Source organism: Telluria sp. Soil_C_11, from assembly GCF_057657395.1.
This window is the reverse complement of record NZ_JBDGIN010000023.1, coordinates 32,909-52,461: the sequence shown is the minus strand read 5'-3', so window position 1 is coordinate 52,461 and position 19,553 is coordinate 32,909. Positions and strand designations below refer to the sequence as shown.

The following is a 19,553-nucleotide window of genomic DNA, read 5'->3' as shown; positions in this document are numbered from 1 at the left end:
AGCTGCGGGAAATGATAGCAGTAAAGACAACAGGTGCACGGGGCCGTTCAATCGTGCGCACCCCGCGTATCGGTTTTGCGACGGCGCCGTTCAGCGCGCGGGTTCGACGGTCACGACCAGCGCGCCGGGCACGGTGTCGAGCCGGGTCGGCACGAAGCGGGCCCCGGCATAGCGCAGGTCTTCCGCGCGGAAGCTGTAGATGGCGACGTCGCGCACCAGCTGGTTCATGAGGACGTCGGCAGCGCGCCCGAGATCCCTGGCGCGGCCGCTGTCCATGCCCTGGATGTCGAAGCGGTCGACGTGGGCGTCGGCCATGTACACGCCGCTGCGCGCGGCATCCACGTACAGATGCCCGGACAGGGTCATGGTGCCGGCCCAGGACTGGCGCAGGAAGGGCGGCGCCACCGACACGTCCATCGTCAGCGCGACGCGGTCGCTGTCCGGCAGGATCGCCAGCTGCGGGCGGGTGAGCTGCACGTCGAACAGCTCGAGCAGGCGGTTGTGCAGCGGGAAGCGGCGCTCCAGCCCCGCCTGCAGCCGGTCCTGCGACAGCTCGATGCGGCGCGGCCCGGCGAGGCTGGCGCAGGAAGCCAGCAGGGCGCCGGCCGTTACCGCCACGCCGGCCGCCATCGCCAACCCGAAACGCCGCCGCGACCGTCCGCCCTTGTCCATTACCGCCTCGCCCATGAATTGTTCAGATGGGCGAAGCGTAGCACATCGGCTTACAAACCCATTCCACCCGACGCTTCGATGCGCTGCCCGGTGATCCATGCGCTGCCCTCGGCCAGCAGGCTGGCGGCGGCGCCGCCGATATCGTCCGGCAGGCCGGCGCGCCCCAGCGCCGTCTGCGAAGCGACCCAGCCGTTCAGGGTGTCGTCGTCGCGCACGCGGCCGCCGTTGAAATCGGTGGCGATGGCGCCCGGCGCCAGCGTGTTGACCGAGATCCTGCGCCCGGCCAGTTCGCGCGCCAGGTAGCGGGTCAGCACTTCGACGCCGCCCTTGGCCGCCGCATACGCCCCGGCGCCGGCCACCGTGAAGCGGGTCAGGCCACTGGAGATGTTCAGGAGGCGCCCACCGTCGTTCAGGCGCGGCGCCAGCGCCTGGGTCAGGAACAGGGCCGATTTCAGATGGATCGCGATCATGCCGTCGAACTGTTCCTCGGTCAGTTCCATCAGCGGCACGTGCAGGCCGCTGCCGGCATTGTTGACGAGGATGTCGAAGCGTTCGCGGCCCCAGTCGGCCAGGGTGGCATCGACCTGTCTGGCGAAGCCGGCGAAGGCGCCGCTGTCGGCCACGTCCAGCTTGAAAGCGATTGCCCTGCGGCCCAGCGCTTCGATCGCGGCCACGGCGTCCTGCGCCGCGTCGGCGTCGTGCTGGTAGGTCAGGATGATGTCGGCGCCGTCGCGCGCGAGGTGCAGGGCCATGCTGCGGCCGAGGCCACGGCTGCCGCCGGTGATGATGGCGATGCGGGAAGTGGTGGAGGTATGCATGTCAGGCTCCTTTCGTCAGAGGAGTCCAGTGTATTCTTCGAGCTTCCTGCAATAAACGCATTAAAATCGAATTGACTTTCCAGGATTCGCGAAGAATCATGGACGCATGAATGAACTCGATACGATCCAGGTCTTCCTGAAAGTGGCCGAACTCGAAAGCTTCAGCGGCGCCGCCCGCCAGCTCGGCCTGCCCAACGCGACCGTCTCGGCGGCCGTGCGCCAGCTCGAGCAGCAGCTCGGCACGCGCCTGTTGCAGCGGACCACGCGGCGGGTCCAGATGACCCAGGAGGGCGAAGCCTTCCACGCGCGCAGCCGCGAGGTGCTGGATGAAGTCGAGGCCCTGCGCGGCATGTTCCGCGGCGGCGCCGACGTGCTGACGGGCCGGCTGCGGATCGACATGTCGGTGGCGATGGCCAGCAAGCTGGTGCTGCCGCGCCTGGGCGAGTTCATGGCCAGGCACCCGCAGCTGGCGATCGACCTCGGCACCGCCGACCGCCGCGTCGACCTGATCCGCGAAGGCTACGATTGCGTGCTGCGCGCGGGGGTGCTCGTCGATTCCACCCTGGTCGCGCGGCCGCTCGGCAACTACCGGCTGGTCAACTGCGCCAGCCCGGCCTACCTGGCGCAGTACGGCACGCCGCGGCGGCTCGAGGACCTCGTCCATCACCGGCTGGTCCACTATGACGCCCAGCTGGGCGGCAGCGCCCCGGCCTGGGAATGGTTCGACGGCGCGCATACCCACCGGGCGCCGGTGGGCAGCGCGCTGACGGTGAACGGCACCGCTTCCTACGAGGCCGCCTGCCTGGCCGGACTGGGGTTGATCCAGGTGCCGCAGGCGGGCCTGCGCGAGCATTTCACGGCCGGCAGGTTGATCGAAGTGCTGCCGGATTACCGGCCGGCGCCGATGCCGCTGGCCTTCGTGTACCCGACCCGGCGGCACGTGCCGGCGCGGGCGGTGGCGTTCATGGATTGGGTGGCGGAGCTGTTGCGGCCTTATCTGGAGTGAGCCGTCGGCCGCGCAGGCCGCCGCTCAGGCAGCGCGATCGGGACGCTCGATCGCCACCAGGAAGGCATCGGCCAGCGTGGCCTTGGTCAGCACGGTGTCGAGGTCGATGCCGAGATGGACGATGGTCTGCGCGATCTGGGGACGGATGCCGCTGAGGATGCAGTGCGCCCCCATCAGGCGCGCCGCGGCGATGGTCTTCATCAGGTGCTGCGCCACCAGGGTGTCCACGGTCGGCACTCCGGTAATGTCGATGATGGCGGTATGGGCGCCGCTGGAGACGATTTTCTCCAGCAGGTTTTCCATCACCACCTGGGCACGCGCACTGTCGAGCGTGCCGATCAGCGGCAGGGCGATGATGCCCTCCCACAGGCTGATGACCGGGGTCGACAATTCGAGCAGTTCCCGTTGTTGGCGCGCCACGATCCGGTCACGGCTCTTCTGGAACACCTCGAGCGTGTACAGGCCGAGCTGGTCGATGAGCGCACCGGCCTCCCACGACAGGCTTGCCAGCTTCGCCGGCTCGGCCGCGAAGCGTGTGCGCAGGAGGCTGAACAGCGGCTGTTTCACGGCAAAGATGAAGGTCGCGGTCGCCGTCGACGTCGAGCCGCCGTTTGCGCGGGCGGCGGACATGTCGTCCAGCGCCAGCCGCATATCGTCCCACGCGCGTCCGTCGACGTTCGCGAAATCGTTGGACGCCAGCGCGCCTGCGTAGGCCTGGAGGAACTGCTCGCATTGCATGCGCGTCCGCTCCGCCTGGGCGGCCGGGACCTGGCGCATGACGCTGCCCTGCTGCGCCTGCCATTCGGCGCCGATCGCCGCCATGTTTTCACGCACCAGCGCGGCCAGCTGGAACGCGTCGTCCTTCGTCATCATCGATTACCTCTCCTTGGTCAGCTCATATGCGTCATCGCCGACCTGGGAGGCATCGGATCTTAACCGCTCGTCGATCGACTATAGCATTGTTTGCAAGGGCGCGGCCACCTCGTTCGAGCGGCCGGGCAGGCCGGCAATGTTCGGTCGACACTCCGCAGCATGCAGAGGATAATGCCGTACTTACTCCTCAGCTGCCGCCACGAACACGAAAGGAATGTGCCGACCATGATGCGTACCGAAGAAGGCATCGCAGGCGGCCGCGCTCTGGATGGTCACGAACCATCGCATCCATTGTTGATCGTCGCGGTCCATACCGAACTCGATGTGATTGCCTCGCGCCTGCGCGCACGCCAGATCGCGGCGCTGTGCGGCCTTGGCAGCAATGACCAGACGCGGGTCGCGACCGCCGTTTCTGAAATGGCGCGCAACGCCGTGGCCCATGCGTCCGGCGGCAAGGTGCACTTCTTTCTCGGGATGTCAGGGCCGGGTCCGGCCCTGGTGATCCGGGTCGAGGACCAGGGCCCGGGCATGTCGGGCGCATCCGCCGGCGCCGATGACGTGGACTCCGACGCCGCGCACGGCGGCGGCATCGCGGCGGCGCGCCGGTTCATGGACAGCTTCGAGATCGTGACTGGCGCGCGCGGCACGCGTATCGCGCTCGCCAAGAGGCTGCCGCCGCACATGGCCGGCCTGCGGGCGGAAGACCTGGTCGACGCGGTCGCCCGCCTGGCGGCCTTGCCCGGCAACGTCGCCCTGTCCGAAGCGCATCAGCAGAACCGGGAACTGACCCATGCGATGGCGGCACTGCAGGCCAAGCAGAACGAACTGCTCGACGTCAGCGCGCACCTGGAACGCACCAACCGGCAGGTCGAGGCCTTGAACGTGCTGCTGAAGGAAAAAGCCGAATCGCTCGTCAGCGCGGACCGGCGCAAGGACGAATTCCTGTCGATCCTCAGCCACGAGCTGCGCGGCCCGCTCTCGGCGGCCGGCATGGCCGCGAGCCTGCTGGAAAACGGCCAGCCGCCCGACCAGGGCGCCAGGCTTGGCCAGCTGATCGGACGCCAGGTCAAGCACATGAGCCGGCTCGTCGAGGACCTGCTGGACGTGTCGCGCGTCAGCCGCGGCCTGGTATCGATCAGGCGGCATGCCGTGGACATGCGCGACGTCGCCGAGGCGGCCATCGAACAGCTGATCTCGGCCGCGCAGGCCAAGCACCATGTGCTCGACAAGTCCTTGCCGCCGCAGCCGTGCGTGGTCGAAGGCGATCGCACCCGCCTGATCCAGGTCGTCGCCAACCTGCTCGGCAACGCGATCCGCTACACCCCCGACGGCGGGCGGATCGAGGTGCGCGTCGAGCTGCAGGACAGCGAACTGCTGCTGCGGATCACGGACAACGGCATCGGCATTCCGCCCGCGCTGATGCCCTATCTGTTCGACCTGTACACGCAGGCGGAGCATTCGAACGACACAAGGAACAGCGGCCTCGGACTGGGGCTGGCGCTCGTCAAGAGCCTGGTCGAAGCGCATGGCGGCAGCGTCAGCGCCAGCAGCGGCGGCGCGGGACATGGCAGCCGCTTCGAAGTCCGGCTCGCGCTGGCGGGCGCGCAGGTGCACGCGGACGAGGCGCCGCAGACCTAGCCGGAAACCGGCGCCGCTTCAGGCCGGCGCGGCATCGCCCACCACCGGCAGGATGAAACGCAGGCGCGTTCCCTGCCCCCGCCCGGCGCTGTGGGCCGACACCATGCCGCCATGTGCGCGGCACACGCTTCTCGCGATCGCCAATCCGAGCCCCGCTCCCGAAGGCGCGCGCGCGGGATGCCCGGCGAACTGGCGGAACGGTTCGAACATGGCGTTCAGCTGGGCCGCCTCGACGCCGATGCCGCGGTCCGTCACCTGCACCTCCAGCAGCGCGCCGTCGATCGCGACCGCCATCGCGATCTCTGCGCCGTCGTCCGAGAATTCGCTGGCGTTGAGCAGGGCATTGCCCAGCGCCTGCGCCAGGCGCTCGGGATCGCACCACAGGGGAGCGTCCGGCACGTCGGTGTGCAGGCACAGGGTCTGGCCGCGCCCGCGCAGGACGCCGTCGGCCACGTCGCGCGCGAGCTCGAGCACGCTGCCAAGGCTGCTGGTCCGCATTGCAACGGCGATGTCGCACGCATGCTCGATGCGCGCGCCATCGAGCAGGTCGCCGATGAAGCGCGCGAGTTGCCGCGTCTGGCGCTCGATCACGCGGGCCGCCCGCACGGTCTCCTGCGCACCCGGCTGCCGCCGCAGCAGCGCCGCGGCCGTCATGACCGACGACAGCGGGTTGCGCAATTCATGGGCCAGCACGCGCAGGAAGGCTTCGCGGCTGTCGTGCGCGAACTGGACTTCGAGCCCGAGGCGCTGCCGTTCGCTGACGTCGGTCAGCGAGCACAGTACCCCCACGGTGGCGCCGTCGCTTCCCAGGATGGGGTGTGCATGGATCACCAGGCAGCGCCTCTGCCCGTCGCTCGACTCCGCGACCAACTCCGCCGGCGGCGGTGCGATGCCGCTGCCGGCCGCCAGCGCGGCGGGCGACGCCGATTTTGCGACGGGGCTGCCATCGAAGCGGTACAGGGCGGCGAAGCCATCCCATCGGCCGTCCTCGTCCGGCGCAGGCCTGCCGCCCCACAGGCGCCGCGCCGAGCGGTTGCAACGGATGACGGCGCCGGCCGGCGTGCAGCAATAGGCCGGGCAGCCGATCCGGGCGATCACCTGGCCATAGTCCTCCGGCCATGCTGCGCTGCCTGCGTCCGGCGTTCGCCTTGCAGGAATCGATGTCACGATCACTCCCATGGTTGCTCGCGTCGATCCATTATGGGCGCGTGGCGGGGGCGCTGGCGTAGGACAAGCACTGGCGCGGCTGTCGTCCGGGCCGCCGCAGCGAGCTGGAGCGGCACGCATGGAAACCGGAAGGAAAATCGCTGGCGACGCGCTGGTGCGGCGCGTATGATGGACCGCACCGGCGTGTGACGCGGCTGCGGAACGTCATCCCGACGGGCCGCGCGCGCCCCTGTCGTCCAGTCACGGAGGACCGATGGACATCAACGAGCGCCAGCGGCGTAGCGACGAGCCGACTGCGAATGCCGTGGCGCGCGGGCTGAACATCCTGGCGGTGCGCGACGCCGAACTCGCCAGGCGCTACATGCAGCACAAGGACGTGCCGGGCCACGTGATCGCCCGCGTCCTCGACCATCCGGAATTGCGCCGCCGGGAGAGCGCAGGCCAGTCGGTATCGGAAGCGATCACGCCGTCCGCACCGGACGATCAATGACGCCGCGGCCGCGGCCCAACCGTTAGCGGAGCGCTGTCGATGACGCGAAACACCGGATCGGACGCCGAAGTCCAGCAGTTGCAGGGGCTGCTCGCCATGTCGCGCGAGTTGATGCAGGTCGACGACCCGCTGGCCGCGCTGGCGCTGGCCGGCCGCGCGATGGCCGAACTGGTCCAGGTCGACAGCGCCCTGCTGCTGGTGCGCGGCGAGGTCAACGAGTCGGTCGGCTTCGACCGCACGGGCAGGCCGCGCAGGGCCGGCAGCCACCATGATTGGCACCGGATGGCGCTGGCGCGGCTGGAGAGCGGCGCCGGCAGCGCCATGCCGGACCCGCGCACGATGCTGGTGGGCGTGCCGACCCGGCATGCCATGGCCATGCTGGCCGCCGGCTGGGCGAGCGGCGCCGCGCCCGAGGAATGGGCCGGGCGGCGCCGCCTGCTCGAGGCGATCCTGGAGCTGTCCGTCGCCACGCTGAGCAGGATCTCGGCCCGCAGTCTGCTGGAAGAGCTGGTATCGACCCAATACGAACAGATGGCGGGCACGGCCCGCGCGCATGCCGACGAACTGGCCCGGCGCGACGAAGCCGAAGGGGAAATGCGGGTCCTCGCCCTGACCGACATCCTGACCGGCTTGAACAACCGGCGCGGCTTCATGGTGCAGGCGGAGCAGATGTTCAGGCTCGCGCGGCGCCGGCACGCCGTCTGCGCCGTGATCTATGCCGACATCGACGGCCTGAAGATGGTGAACGACCAGCTCGGCCACCAGGCCGGCGACCAGCTGATCCAGGACGCCGCCGCCGTGCTGCGCGAATCCTTGCGCGACACCGATGTGCTGGCCCGCATCGGCGGCGACGAGTTCGTCGCTTTCGCGCTGGACGACGCCCATCCGCGCGTGATCCTGGCCAGGCTGCGGGAAAACCTGCGCGCGTTCAACCTGATGCAGGAACGGACCTACCGCCTGTCGATCAGCGCCGGCGCCGTGCAATGCGATCCGGACAGCGATGCGCCGCTGCTCGACTATGTCCGGCGCGCCGACCGCGAAATGTACATGCACAAGCGGCGCTGCCTGCACTAGGCGCCTGGCCGCCGGTGCCGGCGTCCCGGATGTGGAATCACTTGCCGATGCAGAAGCGGCTGAAGATCACGCCCAGCAGATCGTCCGGCGTGAACTGTCCGGTAATGCTGGACAGCTGGTCCTGCGCCAGCCGCAGCTCCTCCGCAAACAGGTCGAGCGACTGGTCGTCCTGCGCCGCGTGCGCGCCCGCCATGTCGAGGTGCTCGCGCGCCGCGCGCAGGGCGATCAGGTGGCGTTCGCGCGCCAGGTACAGCGACTCGCCGGTCTGCTGCCAGCCGGCGATGCGCAGCAGTTCCGCGCGCAGCAGCTCGATGCCGGTCTTCTCGTGCGCCGACAGGTAGATGTGGGTCGCGTCCGCGCTCGCGTCCACCGAGGGCTTGTGGCCCGACAGGTCGATCTTGTTCCAGATGCGCAGCACCGGCACGCCTTCCGGGAAGGCGGCGACGATTTCCTCGTCGGCCCTGGCCGGACCGAGGTTCGCGTCCAGCAGGTGCAGGATCACGTCGGCCTTGCCGACTTCGCCCCAGGTGCGCTCGATGCCGATCCGTTCGACCACGTCGATGCCCTCGTCCAGCGCGCGGATGCCGGCCGTGTCGATGATGTTCAGCGGGATGCCCTCGACCTGGATGGTCTCGCTGACCTTGTCGCGCGTGGTGCCGGCGATCGGCGTGACGATCGCGACATCCGAACCGGCCAGCGCGTTCAGCAGCGAGGACTTGCCCACGTTCGGCTGGCCGACCAGCACCACGTTCAGGCCTTCGCGCAGCAGCGCGCCCTGCGCCGCCTGGCGGAACACATTGTCCAGCGCGGTGACGATGCCGGCCAGCTGGCCGCGCGCGTTTGATTTTTCGAGGAAGTCGATCTCCTCTTCCGGGAAGTCGAGCGTGGCTTCGACCAGCATGCGCAGGTTGATGGTCTTGTCCACCAGCTCGTGCACGACCTTCGAGAAGGCGCCCGACAGCGACTGCGAGGCCGACTTCGCGGCGGCTTCGGTGGAGGCGTCGATCAGGTCGGCCACGGCCTCGGCCTGGGCCAGGTCGAGCTTGTCGTTCAGGAAGGCGCGGCGCGTGAATTCGCCCGGCTCGGCCAGGCGCAGGCCGGATTCCGCGCCGGCTTCCAGCACGCGCGCCAGCAGCATGCGCAGCACCACCGGGCCGCCATGGCCCTGCAGTTCCAGCACGTCCTCGCCGGTATAGGAATGCGGGCCCTTGAAGTACAGGGCCAGGCCTTCGTCGATGACGGTGCCGTTTGCATCCTTGAACGGAATGTACGTGGCATGGCGCGGCGCCAGCTTCTGGCCCGGGAACAGGGCGTCGATCAAGGGCGCCAGCGATTTGCCGGAGGCGCGCACGACGCCGATGCCGCCGCGGCCGGGAGCGGTGGCGATGGCGGCGATGGGGGAGGTGTCTAGTTTCATGAGGGGATTGTAGTAGAAATGCACGCGCACTTACCAACGTCGTCCCCGCGCAGGCGGGGATCCAAGTTCGTGGCGGGCCACCAAAACTTGGGTCCCCGCCTGCGCGGGGACGACGGTCTAACAATAAAAAAGCCCGCGCAAGCACGGGCTTTTCATCATCACAGCGCCTTCAGCTTACTTCGCCGGCGCATACTTCTTGGTGATCACGTACTGCTGCGCCATCGAGATCAGGTTGTTCACCACCCAGTACAGCACCAGGCCGGCCGGGAAGAAGATGAAGATGACCGAGAACGCCAGCGGCATGAACATCATCATCTTGGCCTGCATCGGATCGGCCGGCTGCGGGTTCAGGCGGGTCGTCACGAACATCGAGATCGCATACAGGATCGGCAGGATGAAGAACGGGTCCGGGGCGGTCAGGTCGTGGATCCACAGGACCCACGGCGCGCCGCGCATCTCGACCGCGGCCTGCAGCACCCAGTACAGGGCCAGGAACACCGGCATCTGGATCAGGATCGGCAGGCAGCCGCCCAGCGGGTTGATCTTCTCGCTCTTGTACAGCTCCATCGTGGCCTGCTGCATCTTGACCGGATCGGCTTTATAACGCTCGCGGATCGCCTGCATCTTCGGCGTCACGGTCTTCATCTTGGCCATGCTGCGGTAGCCGGCCGCGGACAGCGGGAAGAACAGCAGCTTGATCAGGATGGTGAAGGCAACGATGGTCCAGCCCCAGTTGCCGATCATGTTGTGCAGCTGGTCCATGGTCCAGAAAATCGGCTTGGCGATGATGGCGGCCCAGGCATAGTCGCGCACCAGGTCCAGGCCCGGCGTCACTTTTTCCAGCAGTTGCTGGATCTGCGGGCCCGAGTACAGGCGGCTTTCATTCGACACGGTCGCACCCGGCGCCACGGTACCCAGCGGCAGCACGGTGCCGATGGCGAACAGGTTGTTGCCCAGGCTCTTCGTGTAGATGTCGCGCTGCTGCTTCTCCGGCGGGATGAAGGCCGAGACGAAGAAGTGCTGCGAGATCGCGATCCAGCCGTCGGTGGCCTTCTTCGAATGCTCGTCGCTGCCCTTGGCGATCTTCTCGAAGGTCAGCTTCTGGTACTTGTCTTCCGGGGTGTACAGGGTCGGGCCGGTGTAGCTGCTGTTGAAGTAGGTGTCGCCTTCCGGCTTGCTGCCGTCGTGCTGCAGCTGCAGGTACAGCATTGGTGCGACCGGCACGGTGCCGATGTTGGTGACGTCGTGGCGCACGCCGATCACGTAGTCGCCCTGGTGGAAGGTGAAGGTCTTGGTCAGGCGCACGCCGCCCTGCTCCGCTTCCAGCACCAGCTGGATCTGGTTACCGTTGGTCACCAGCGGCTTCGCCACGAACGGGGTGTTGTGGTTCGGCAGGACGCCGGTCGCGGCCGGGGTCAGGCCGGTCTGCGCCAGGTAGAGGCGGCCCTTGGCCGGATCGACGTGGAACAGCAGTTGATTCTTGGTCGGGTCGACCTTGTCGCGGTACTTCAGCAGTTCCAGGCGGCGGATCACGCCGCCGGCGGTGTCGATATCGGCTTTATAGACGTCGGTCGTGATGGTGATGACCTGGGTCTGGACCGGGGCCGGCGCCGCCGGGGCGGCGCTGCCGTCGGCCGGCGCGGTGCCCGGCACGGCAGCGGGCGTGGCTGCCTGGGCCGGCAGGTCGTTCACCTTCGGCTGGGTGGCAGGGGCGGTCGCGACCTTGTTGGGCGCCTGCGGCGAGAACATCGACTGCTTGCCGTTGGCCACCATCCAGTCGTTCCAGAGGACGACCAGCGAGACGGCGAACACGATCCACAGGATGGTACGTTTATTGATTTCCATTGGGTCTTATTCAGGAATGGTTGCAACCGCAAGCGGTTGGGGAATGCTTGTCCTTGGGACGGGGAACCGGGTCCTCGCCGCCAGGATTCCACGGATGGCAGCGGCAGACGCGGCGCACGGTCAGCCAGCTGCCGCGCGCGGCGCCATGCAGCTGGACCGCTTCGATCGCATATTGGGAACAGCTTGGATAGAAACGGCAGCTCGGCCCGAGCATCGGGGACACCAGTAACTGGTAACCGCGCAACAGCCAGACGAGCAGCCGGTTCATGATGGCTGCTGCCCTGGATGGTCCGGCACACCGGGGGTGCCAGCGGCCGGGTCGGGCACTGGCTTGCGCGGCCTGGGCGCCTGCGACGCGAACAGGCGCGCCAGCTCGGTGTGCAGCAGCGACTTCAGGGCCGCGTTCGTGGCCGGGCCATCCTTGGCGTTGACCGGCCGCGCCAGACGCACGATGCAGTCGAACGCCGGCAGCGGCATGGTGCGGAACAGTTCGCGCGTGATGCGCTTGATGGTATTGCGCGTGACCGCGCGCGGGGCGAACCGTTTGGCCGCGACGACGCCCAGCCGCGCATGCGGCAGGGTATTCGGTCGGGTATAGAGCACGAAATGCGCGGTTTTTTGTGCCGGGCGCAAACGAAAAACGGATGAAAACTCATCCGTTTTTACGATACGCCGAACGCGCGCGAAGTCGTGCGAACCTTCGCCTGTCATTGCTGTGGCGCGGTCGACAGGGCGTTACCTGGGCTTAGACAGCCAGACGCTTGCGGCCCTTGGCGCGGCGTGCGTTCAGGACCTGGCGGCCACCACGGGTAGCCATACGTGCGCGGAAGCCGTGCGTACGCTTGCGACGGACGACGGAAGGTTGGTAAGTACGTTTCATGGTGGTCTCGCTTAAAGCAAATTAGAATGCAAAAAAATCGGGGCCGGCTTCCAATGAGCCGGCAGTACGCCAATGACATTTCGCAGTTGTTAAGCCAGCGTCACGCCTCAGCAAAGCTTGTTCGCCCATGTGCTGAGTGCCTGAGTCGGCAATGCGTGTGGGCGGGGAACCCTGAATTAGACAGCATTTTCAGTCGAGCTGTCAAGAAAGCTGTTGCGCTGCAGCGCCGCTGTCCCCGGCCGTCAAACGGTTGCGCCTGTGCATCACGCTGTTGAGATTCGGTGGAAAAAACCTGCCACGCCTGTGGATAACTTTCGAGAAGACAGTTAAAATAGAGTGTTACGCTTAACTAAGTCGATGTATGGAAAACTTTTGGCAGGCCTGTTCCTCACAGCTGGAACTCGAGCTGACGCCGCAGCAATATACCGCGTGGATCAAACCACTGGTCGTCCTCGACTATGAGGACGGCAAGCTGCGCATTGCGGCGCCCAACCGCTTCAAGCTCGACTGGGTAAAGTCGCAGTTCGCCAACCGCATCACCGCCCTCGCCTCCGAGTTCTGGGAGCGCCCGGTGGAGGTGCAGTTCGTGCTCGACGCACGGAACCTGCCGAAGAAACCCGACCCGATCAGCAATCGCCAGCCGACCACCTCGACCGCGGAGATGGCCGCGTCGGGCGCGCTCGGCATCAATGCCGCCGCCGACAACACCGTGCCGGCCACGCCGGTCGTCACGCCGGACAACGTCATCGCCAACAACCCGCGCCGCGAGCAGAGCCGCGTCAACCCGGAACTCACGTTCGAGAACTTCGTGACCGGTAAGGCGAACCAGCTGGCGCGCGCCGCCGCGATCCAGGTGGCGAACAACCCGGGCGTCTCCTACAACCCGCTGTTCTTCTATGGCGGCGTGGGCCTCGGTAAGACCCACCTGATCCATGCGATCGGCAACCAGGTGATGGCCGACCAGCCGGGCGCGCGCATCCGCTACATCCACGCCGAGCAGTACGTGCGCGACGTGGTGACGGCATACCAGCGCAAGGGTTTCGACGACTTCAAGCATTACTACCACTCGCTGGACATGCTGCTGATCGACGACATCCAGTTCTTCGGCGGCAAGAGCCGCACGCAGGAAGAGTTCTTCTATGCCTTCGAAGCGCTGATCGCGGCCAAGAAGCAGATCATCATCACCTCGGATACCTATCCGAAAGAGATCACAGGTATGGACGACCGCCTGATCTCGCGCTTCGACTCCGGCCTGACGGTGGCGATCGAACCGCCGGAACTCGAGATGCGCGTGGCGATCCTGATGAAGAAGGCGGAATCCGAAGGCGTGGTGCTGAACGACGACGTCGCCTTCTTCGTGGCCAAGCACCTGCGCTCGAACGTGCGCGAGCTGGAAGGCGCACTGCGCAAGATCCTGGCCTATTCGCGTTTCCACGGGAAAGAGATCACTATCGACGTGGTGAAGGAAGCGCTGAAGGACTTGCTGTCGGTGCAAAACCGCCAGATCTCCGTGGAAAACATCCAGAAGACGGTGGCCGACTTCTTCAACATCAAGGTCGCCGACATGTACTCGAAGCGCCGCCCGGCCAACATCGCGCGTCCGCGCCAGATCGCGATGTACCTGGCGAAAGAGCTGACCCAGAAGAGCCTGCCGGAAATCGGCGAGCTGTTCGGCGGCCGCGACCATACGACGGTGCTGCACGCGGTGCGCAAGATCGCCCAGGACCGCCAGAAAAACGCCGAGTGCAACCACGAACTGCACGTGCTGGAACAGACGCTGAAAGGCTAAGGTTTTTCCTTAGTGATTTCTGGCAAAATATTGCAGAGACAACATTTCTACCTTATAAAAACTGAGGGATATTTATGCAACTGGTCAAATCCACCCGAGACACGCTTCTCCGGCCACTGCAGATCGTGAGTGGTATTGTCGAGCGTCGGCACACCATGCCGATTCTGGCCAATATCCTCATCCGCAAGAATGGCGAGAGCGTCTCGTTCCTGTCGACCGACACCGAGGTGCAGATCACGACCCTGGCCAATATCGGTTCGGGTCCTGAAGAAACCGGCACCACCGTCGCCGCGCGCAAGCTGCTCGACATCCTGCGCGCCCTGCCGGAATCGGGCGACGTCACCATGACCCTGCTGAACAAGCGCCTGACCGTCCAGAGCGGCAAGTCGCGCTTCGCCCTGCAGACCCTGGCGGCCGAGGAATTCCCGACCGTCTCCGTGGCCGACAGCTACAACGCTTCCGTCACCCTGCCGCAGAAGACGCTGAAGCACCTGTTCAACATGGTGCACTTCGCGATGGCCCAGCAGGACATCCGCTACTACCTGAACGGCCTGCTGCTGGTGCTGGACGGCCACAACGTGATCGCGGTCGCGACCGACGGCCACCGCCTGGCGTTCGCCCAGGTCGAAGCCGAGCAGTCCTTCGAGCGCCAGGAAGTCATCATCCCGCGCAAGACCATCCTCGAACTGCAGCGCCTGCTGGAAGAAAGCGACGAGACCGTCCGCCTGGACATCGCCGCCTCGCAGGTGAAGCTGACCTTCGCCGACATCGAACTGGTGTCGAAGCTGGTCGAAGGCAAGTTCCCGGATTACACCCGCGTGATCCCGAAGGGTTACAAGAACGACTTCACGATCAGCCGCGAAGAACTGCTGCGTTCGCTGCAGCGCGCCGCGATCATGACCAGCGACAAGTTCAAGGGCGTGCGCTGCCTGATCGCCCCGGGTTCGATGAAGATCAGCTCGACCAACGCCGACCAGGAAGAGGCGGTGGAAGAACTCGAGATCGACTACGGCGGCGACGCGATCGACATCGGCTTCAACGTCACCTACCTGCTGGACGTGCTGAACAACCTGAAGTGCGACCAGGTGAACATCTCGCTGGGCGATTCGAACTCGTCGGCACTGATTTCGATTCCTGAAAATGGCGACTTCAAGTATGTCGTCATGCCGATGCGTATTTAAAAAGCGCCGAGTCGCCCATATATGGTCTTGTTGGGCGCGACCGCGGATCACCGGTTCGCGGTCTGATTTACACGTTATTTGAGAAAGCAGTCATGTCCGAGAACACTCAAGCAATTTTGGAATCTTCTCCTGCCAAGGCGGAAGAGTACGGCGCCTCGTCGATTCAGATCCTCGAAGGCCTGGAGGCCGTGCGAAAGCGTCCGGGCATGTACATCGGCGATACGTCGGACGGCACCGGCCTGCACCACCTGGTGTTCGAGGTGCTGGACAACTCGATCGACGAGGCGCTGGCCGGCTTCTGCTCCGAGATCCACGTCACGATCCACTCCGACAACTCGGTCTCGATCACCGACAACGGCCGCGGCATTCCGACCGGCATCAAGATGGACGACAAGCACGAGCCGAAGCGCTCGGCGACCGAGATCGCCCTGACGGAATTGCACGCCGGCGGCAAGTTCAACCAGAACGCCTATAAAGTATCCGGCGGCCTGCACGGCGTGGGCGTGTCGTGCGTGAACGCACTGTCGAAACTGCTGCGCGTGACCGTGCGCCAGAACGGCAAGGTGCACCAGCTGGAATTCTCGCGCGGCGTCCCGATGGACCGCATCATCGAAGTCGTCGACGGCGTGGAAGTATCGCCGATGAAGATCCTCGGCGACACCGACAAGCGCGGCACTGAAGTCCACTTCTGGGCCGACGAGGAAATCTTCACCCACGTCGAGTTCCACTACGAGATCCTGAGCAAACGCATTCGCGAACTCTCCTTCCTGAACAACGGCGTCAACATCAAGCTGACCGACCAGCGTACCGGCAAGGAAGAAATCTTCGCCTTCGAAGGCGGCACCCGCGGTTTCGTCGAGTACATCAACAAGGCCAAGGCCGTCCTGCACCCGACCGTGTTCCAGGCCACCGGCGACCGCCTGTCGGACCAGGGCACCAACATCTCGGTAGACGTGTCGATGCAGTGGAACGACTCCTACAACGAGCAGGTGCTGTGCTTCACCAACAACATCCCGCAGCGCGACGGCGGCACCCACCTGACCGGCCTGCGCGCGGCGATGACGCGCGTGATCAACAAGTACATCGACGAGAACGAATTCGCCAAGAAGGCGAAGGTCGAGATCTCGGGCGACGACATGCGCGAGGGCCTGACCTGCGTGTTGTCCGTCAAGGTGCCTGAGCCGAAGTTCTCGTCGCAGACCAAGGACAAGCTGGTGTCGTCGGAAGTGCGTGGCCCGGTCGAAGAGATCGTGGCGAAAACGCTCACCGACTTCCTGAACGAAAAGCCGAACGACGCCAAGATCATCTGCGGCAAGATCGTCGAAGCCGCGCGCGCGCGCGAGGCCGCCCGCAAGGCGCGCGACCTGACCCGCCGCAAGGGCGTGATGGACGGCCTGGGCCTGTCGTCGAAGCTGGCCGACTGCCAGGAACGCGACCCGGCGCTGGCCGAGCTGTACATCGTCGAGGGTGACTCCGCAGGCGGTTCCGCCAAGCAGGGCCGCGACCGCAAGTTCCAGGCCATCCTGCCGCTGCGCGGCAAGGTGCTGAACGTGGAAAAGGCGCGCTTCGAGAAGATGCTGTCGTCGGAGCAGATCACGACCCTGATCGCGACGCTCGGCACCTCGATCGGCCCGGACGAGTTCAACGTCGACAAGCTGCGCTACCACCGCATCATCATCATGACCGACGCGGACGTCGACGGCGCCCACATCCGTACCCTGCTGCTGACGCTGTTCTACCGCCAGATGCCGCAGCTGGTCGAGCGCGGCCACATCTATATCGCCCAGCCGCCGCTGTACAAGGTGAAGTCCGGCCGCGACGAGCGCTACCTGAAGGACGACGTCGAGGAAGCGAGCTACATGATGCGCGTGGCCCTGAACGGCGCCGCCCTGCTGCCGAAAGACGGCGCGGAACCGATCACCGACGGCGACCTGGGCGACCTGGTCGAGAAGTACAACAAGGCCAATGCCATCATGATGCGCCTGTCGCGCGTGATCGACCGCGCCGCGCTGTCCGCCATCATGACCGGCGTGACCCTCGACCTCACCAGCCAGGAAGCCGCCGAGAAATCGGGCCAGGCGCTGGCCGATGCGATCAAGGACCCGAGCGTGAAGGTGGGCGTGCGCTCCGACGAACTGTCGGAAAAGCACGCGCTGCGCATCGAACGCATCCACCACGGCAATGTGCAGGTGACCTCGATCGACGCCGACTTCGTGGCCGGCGCCGACTACGCGACCCTGGCCAACTCGGCCGCCACCTTCCAGGGCCTGATGGGCGAAGGCGCCATCATCCGCCGCGGCGAAGGCGAGAAGATGAAGGAATTCGCCGTGCGCGATTTCCAGCAGGCCATGGAATGGCTGCGCGACGAAGCCGAGCGTGGCGTGTCCAAGCAGCGCTATAAAGGTCTGGGCGAGATGAATCCGGAACAGCTGTGGGAAACCACCATGGATCCGACCGTGCGCCGCCTGCTGAAGGTGCAGATCGAAGACGCGATTGCCGCGGACCAGATCTTCACCACGCTGATGGGTGACGAAGTGGAACCGCGTCGTAACTTTATTGAGACGAATGCGCTGCAGGCGGGGAATATCGACGTCTGATCGGTGCAGTATATGTAGGATCATCGGCGGCCCTTGCAAAAGGGCCGTTTTTTATTTGGAATTCCATGATTTCCACCTGACGCAATCGGGCCACGCTTTCTTTGTTTTTCTATCAATAGGTACACCCCTTGTGATAGCCTGTCCGCATGTTTTCGACAGCAAGCACCGGCCACTTCCGCGGCCTTTTCATCCAGAGCGATCAACGGCGCATGAGCACGGCGCTACTGGTGGCCGTGCTGCTCCACGCGCTATTGCTTAGCGTCACGTTCGGCGGCCAGACCTTCGGCCTGCCCGGCTTCAAGCTGCCATGGAAACAAAGGCGGCTCGGCGCCGACGATCTGCAGGTCATGCTCGCGCCCTTGCCGACGCCGGCACATGCCCCAAGCAGCGCCTTGCCGCCGCGGCCGGCGTCGCCGGCCAAGGAAGCCAATCCGGTGATCGCCCCGGAGGACGTCTCGACGATTGGCAGCACGGTGTCATCCACTGCGACCTCCCCGATCGCGGCGCCATTGCCAAGACCTAAACCCGCGGCGGAGTCGGCGCCTGTATCTGTCGTCGAGCCCGTGATGGCGGTGAAGAAGACGCCCGTTCCAACGCTATCGACAGCCCCCGTGGCACAACAGTTCCCGACGCATCTCAGCGAAGCGCCAACCCAAAGCGCTACCCGCGATGTCGCGCAGCCTCCGGTCGAACAGGCGACCCAGGAACGCGCGGCACTCGACCAGGCGGGACTCGAGCAGGAGACGCAGCGCGCAGAGAACCTGAAGCGAACCGAAATGATGGCCGCCGCACAACGTGAAGCGACGCGCCAGGAACAGCTTCGCGCAGACGCCGCTCGGGCCGAGCAAGCCGCAAAGGAAGAGGCTGCCCGATTGGAGCCCGAGCGCCAGGAGCTTGCGCGGCAGGAGAACTTGCGCCGCGAAACCTTGCGCCAGGAACAGGTGAAGCAGGAAGAAAAAGCCCGGGAGAACGCCGCCCGGCAGGAACAGGAAAAGGCCGAGCTCCTTCGGCAGGAAGCGGCGCGCAACGAGGCCATCCGGCAGGAACAGGCAAGGCAGGCGCAGCTGGAAGCACAACGCCAGGAACGCGCCCGCCAGGAGGCCGCCCGGCAAGAACAGGCAAGACAGGCGCAGCTGGAAGCACAACGCCAGGAAGCATTGCGTCAGGAAGCGTTGCGCCAGGAAGCATCACGTCAGGAGCAGGCCAACCAGGCGGAACAGGCACGCCAGGCCGCGGAAAGACAGGCACAGGAACGCGCCGACGCCGCACGACGCGAAGCGGCGATGCAAGAGCAGGCGCAGAAAGAGCAAGCCCTGCGTGACAAGGCCAGACAGGAAGCCGAACGCGAGGAACGCCTCAAGGCGATCGGCAAGCAACTGGCGCTGGAAGCGGCCCAGCGCGATGCGGCATCGCGCTCCCCCCTCCCCTCGGCGAGCAATTTGCGCCGCGGCTGGCTGTTCGGCCGCGCCGATGCGAATCGCGATCTCGTCCTGTACGCGGAGGCGATGAGCCAGAAGATCGAAAAGAACATGACTATCGAGATGATCCGCGACGTCATCAAGCAGCGTCACACCCGGCCGACGGTGACGATCGCCGTCCGGGCCGACGGGACCGTCGAAAAAGTGACCTTCGTGACGTCGAGCGGCGTTCCCGCCATCGACGACGCGGTACGAAAAATCATCGCCAGCCAGGCGCCTTATGGCGCGTTTCCGCCGTCCCTGGCGCGCCAGTACGATGTGATCGAAATCCGCCGGACCTGGATATTCGATATTGCTGTCCGGCTGGAATAAGGAAATTATCCCGTTTGGGCCCGGGCTCTGCTCTTCGGCGTTGCCGCTTCAGCCGCATCGCCCCCTGTCTCGAACTGGTTCAGGATCTGCATGATCGTCGAATTGCCCGCATATTTCCGCTTCAACTGGACCAGGTCCTGATCCGTCCCGCCGCATAATGTGCGGATCTCGCGGCTCACCTCGTTCATGCGTCCGCTCTCGACGCGCAGCTGGTCACAGCCTTCACGGCGGTCGACGAAGCGCTGCACGTCGCGTGGCAAGGGCTCCGCCCACGCCTCCATGCAATTTCTCCCTGGGTAGTGCACACACAAGGATC

At 65.7% G+C, this 19,553-nt stretch carries 18 protein-coding genes; 8 read left to right on the top strand and 10 right to left on the bottom strand.

Translation table 11 applies throughout. The features are described 5' to 3' along the window. Positions 1-90: 90 nt before the first annotated feature. Positions 91-687, bottom strand: a complete 597-nt coding sequence (locus AC3A6M_RS23145) for a DUF1439 domain-containing protein (RefSeq protein ID WP_487855071.1) — start codon at positions 685-687, stop codon at positions 91-93. Between the two features lie 35 nt (positions 688-722). Further along, complete coding sequence (locus tag AC3A6M_RS23140) at positions 723-1,490, bottom strand: SDR family NAD(P)-dependent oxidoreductase (protein ID WP_487855070.1); 768 nt, start codon at positions 1,488-1,490, stop codon at positions 723-725. Positions 1,491-1,596: 106 nt separating this feature from the next. Here AC3A6M_RS23140 and AC3A6M_RS23135 point away from each other — a divergent pair, with 106 nt between their 5' ends. Then, complete coding sequence (locus AC3A6M_RS23135; RefSeq protein ID WP_487855069.1) at positions 1,597-2,496, top strand: LysR family transcriptional regulator; 900 nt, start codon at positions 1,597-1,599, stop codon at positions 2,494-2,496. Between the two features lie 24 nt (positions 2,497-2,520). Here AC3A6M_RS23135 and AC3A6M_RS23130 read toward each other — a convergent pair whose 3' ends face one another. Continuing rightward, positions 2,521-3,369: an STAS domain-containing protein gene (locus tag AC3A6M_RS23130; protein ID WP_487855068.1), complete on the bottom strand. Its 849-nt coding sequence runs from the start codon at positions 3,367-3,369 to the stop codon at positions 2,521-2,523. A 225-nt stretch (positions 3,370-3,594) separates the two neighbouring features. On the opposite strand from AC3A6M_RS23130, the gene AC3A6M_RS23125 reads away from it, so the two are divergent. Next, the gene (locus tag AC3A6M_RS23125) at positions 3,595-5,007 is read left to right on the top strand and encodes a sensor histidine kinase (protein ID WP_487855067.1); all 1,413 of its coding nucleotides are present in this window, start codon (positions 3,595-3,597) and stop codon (positions 5,005-5,007) included. A gap of 18 nt (positions 5,008-5,025) precedes the next feature. Here the strand turns inward: AC3A6M_RS23125 and AC3A6M_RS23120 are convergent, their stop codons facing one another. After that, positions 5,026-6,174: a PAS domain-containing sensor histidine kinase gene (locus AC3A6M_RS23120; protein ID WP_487855066.1), complete on the bottom strand. Its 1,149-nt coding sequence runs from the start codon at positions 6,172-6,174 to the stop codon at positions 5,026-5,028. Positions 6,175-6,427: 253 nt separating this feature from the next. Here AC3A6M_RS23120 and AC3A6M_RS23115 point away from each other — a divergent pair, with 253 nt between their 5' ends. Further along, a complete protein-coding gene (locus AC3A6M_RS23115; RefSeq protein WP_487855065.1) occupies positions 6,428-6,664 on the top strand; it encodes a hypothetical protein in 237 nt (78 codons plus the stop codon). A gap of 39 nt (positions 6,665-6,703) precedes the next feature. Continuing rightward, positions 6,704-7,738, top strand: coding sequence for a GGDEF domain-containing protein (locus AC3A6M_RS23110; RefSeq protein WP_487855064.1), 1,035 nt, complete (start codon positions 6,704-6,706; stop codon positions 7,736-7,738). 37 nt (positions 7,739-7,775) lie between these two features. Here the strand turns inward: AC3A6M_RS23110 and mnmE are convergent, their stop codons facing one another. The 5 genes from mnmE to rpmH all read right to left on the bottom strand — a co-directional run bounded on the left by mnmE (position 7,776) and on the right by rpmH (position 11,880). Then, on the bottom strand, positions 7,776-9,155 hold the full coding sequence (mnmE, locus tag AC3A6M_RS23105) for a tRNA uridine-5-carboxymethylaminomethyl(34) synthesis GTPase MnmE (protein WP_487855063.1): 1,380 nt from the start codon (positions 9,153-9,155) through the stop codon (positions 7,776-7,778). Between the two features lie 174 nt (positions 9,156-9,329). Beyond that, positions 9,330-11,000, bottom strand: a complete 1,671-nt coding sequence (gene yidC / locus AC3A6M_RS23100) for a membrane protein insertase YidC (RefSeq protein WP_487855062.1) — start codon at positions 10,998-11,000, stop codon at positions 9,330-9,332. 10 nt (positions 11,001-11,010) lie between these two features. After that, positions 11,011-11,268, bottom strand: a complete 258-nt coding sequence (yidD, locus tag AC3A6M_RS23095) for a membrane protein insertion efficiency factor YidD (protein WP_487855061.1) — start codon at positions 11,266-11,268, stop codon at positions 11,011-11,013. Next, the gene (rnpA, locus tag AC3A6M_RS23090) at positions 11,265-11,711 is read right to left on the bottom strand and encodes a ribonuclease P protein component (protein ID WP_487855060.1); all 447 of its coding nucleotides are present in this window, start codon (positions 11,709-11,711) and stop codon (positions 11,265-11,267) included. Before rnpA ends, yidD begins: the two co-directional genes overlap by 4 nt. A 34-nt stretch (positions 11,712-11,745) precedes the next feature. Beyond that, the gene (gene rpmH, locus AC3A6M_RS23085; RefSeq protein ID WP_040378179.1) at positions 11,746-11,880 is read right to left on the bottom strand and encodes a 50S ribosomal protein L34; all 135 of its coding nucleotides are present in this window, start codon (positions 11,878-11,880) and stop codon (positions 11,746-11,748) included. 361 nt (positions 11,881-12,241) lie between these two features. Here rpmH and dnaA point away from each other — a divergent pair, with 361 nt between their 5' ends. The 4 genes from dnaA to AC3A6M_RS23065 all read left to right on the top strand — a co-directional run bounded on the left by dnaA (position 12,242) and on the right by AC3A6M_RS23065 (position 19,237). Beyond that, a complete protein-coding gene (dnaA, locus tag AC3A6M_RS23080) occupies positions 12,242-13,669 on the top strand; it encodes a chromosomal replication initiator protein DnaA (protein WP_487855059.1) in 1,428 nt (475 codons plus the stop codon). Positions 13,670-13,743: 74 nt separating this feature from the next. Further along, the gene (dnaN, locus tag AC3A6M_RS23075) at positions 13,744-14,850 is read left to right on the top strand and encodes a DNA polymerase III subunit beta (protein ID WP_487855058.1); all 1,107 of its coding nucleotides are present in this window, start codon (positions 13,744-13,746) and stop codon (positions 14,848-14,850) included. 92 nt (positions 14,851-14,942) lie between these two features. After that, on the top strand, positions 14,943-17,447 hold the full coding sequence (gene gyrB / locus AC3A6M_RS23070) for a DNA topoisomerase (ATP-hydrolyzing) subunit B (protein WP_487855057.1): 2,505 nt from the start codon (positions 14,943-14,945) through the stop codon (positions 17,445-17,447). Between the two features lie 146 nt (positions 17,448-17,593). After that, on the top strand, positions 17,594-19,237 hold the full coding sequence (locus AC3A6M_RS23065) for a TonB C-terminal domain-containing protein (protein WP_487855056.1): 1,644 nt from the start codon (positions 17,594-17,596) through the stop codon (positions 19,235-19,237). Between the two features lie 5 nt (positions 19,238-19,242). Here AC3A6M_RS23065 and AC3A6M_RS23060 read toward each other — a convergent pair whose 3' ends face one another. Then, positions 19,243-19,518 (bottom strand): hypothetical protein, encoded by a 276-nt coding sequence (locus tag AC3A6M_RS23060; protein WP_487855055.1) that lies wholly within the window; start codon positions 19,516-19,518, stop codon positions 19,243-19,245. Positions 19,519-19,553: the final 35 nt, after the last annotated feature.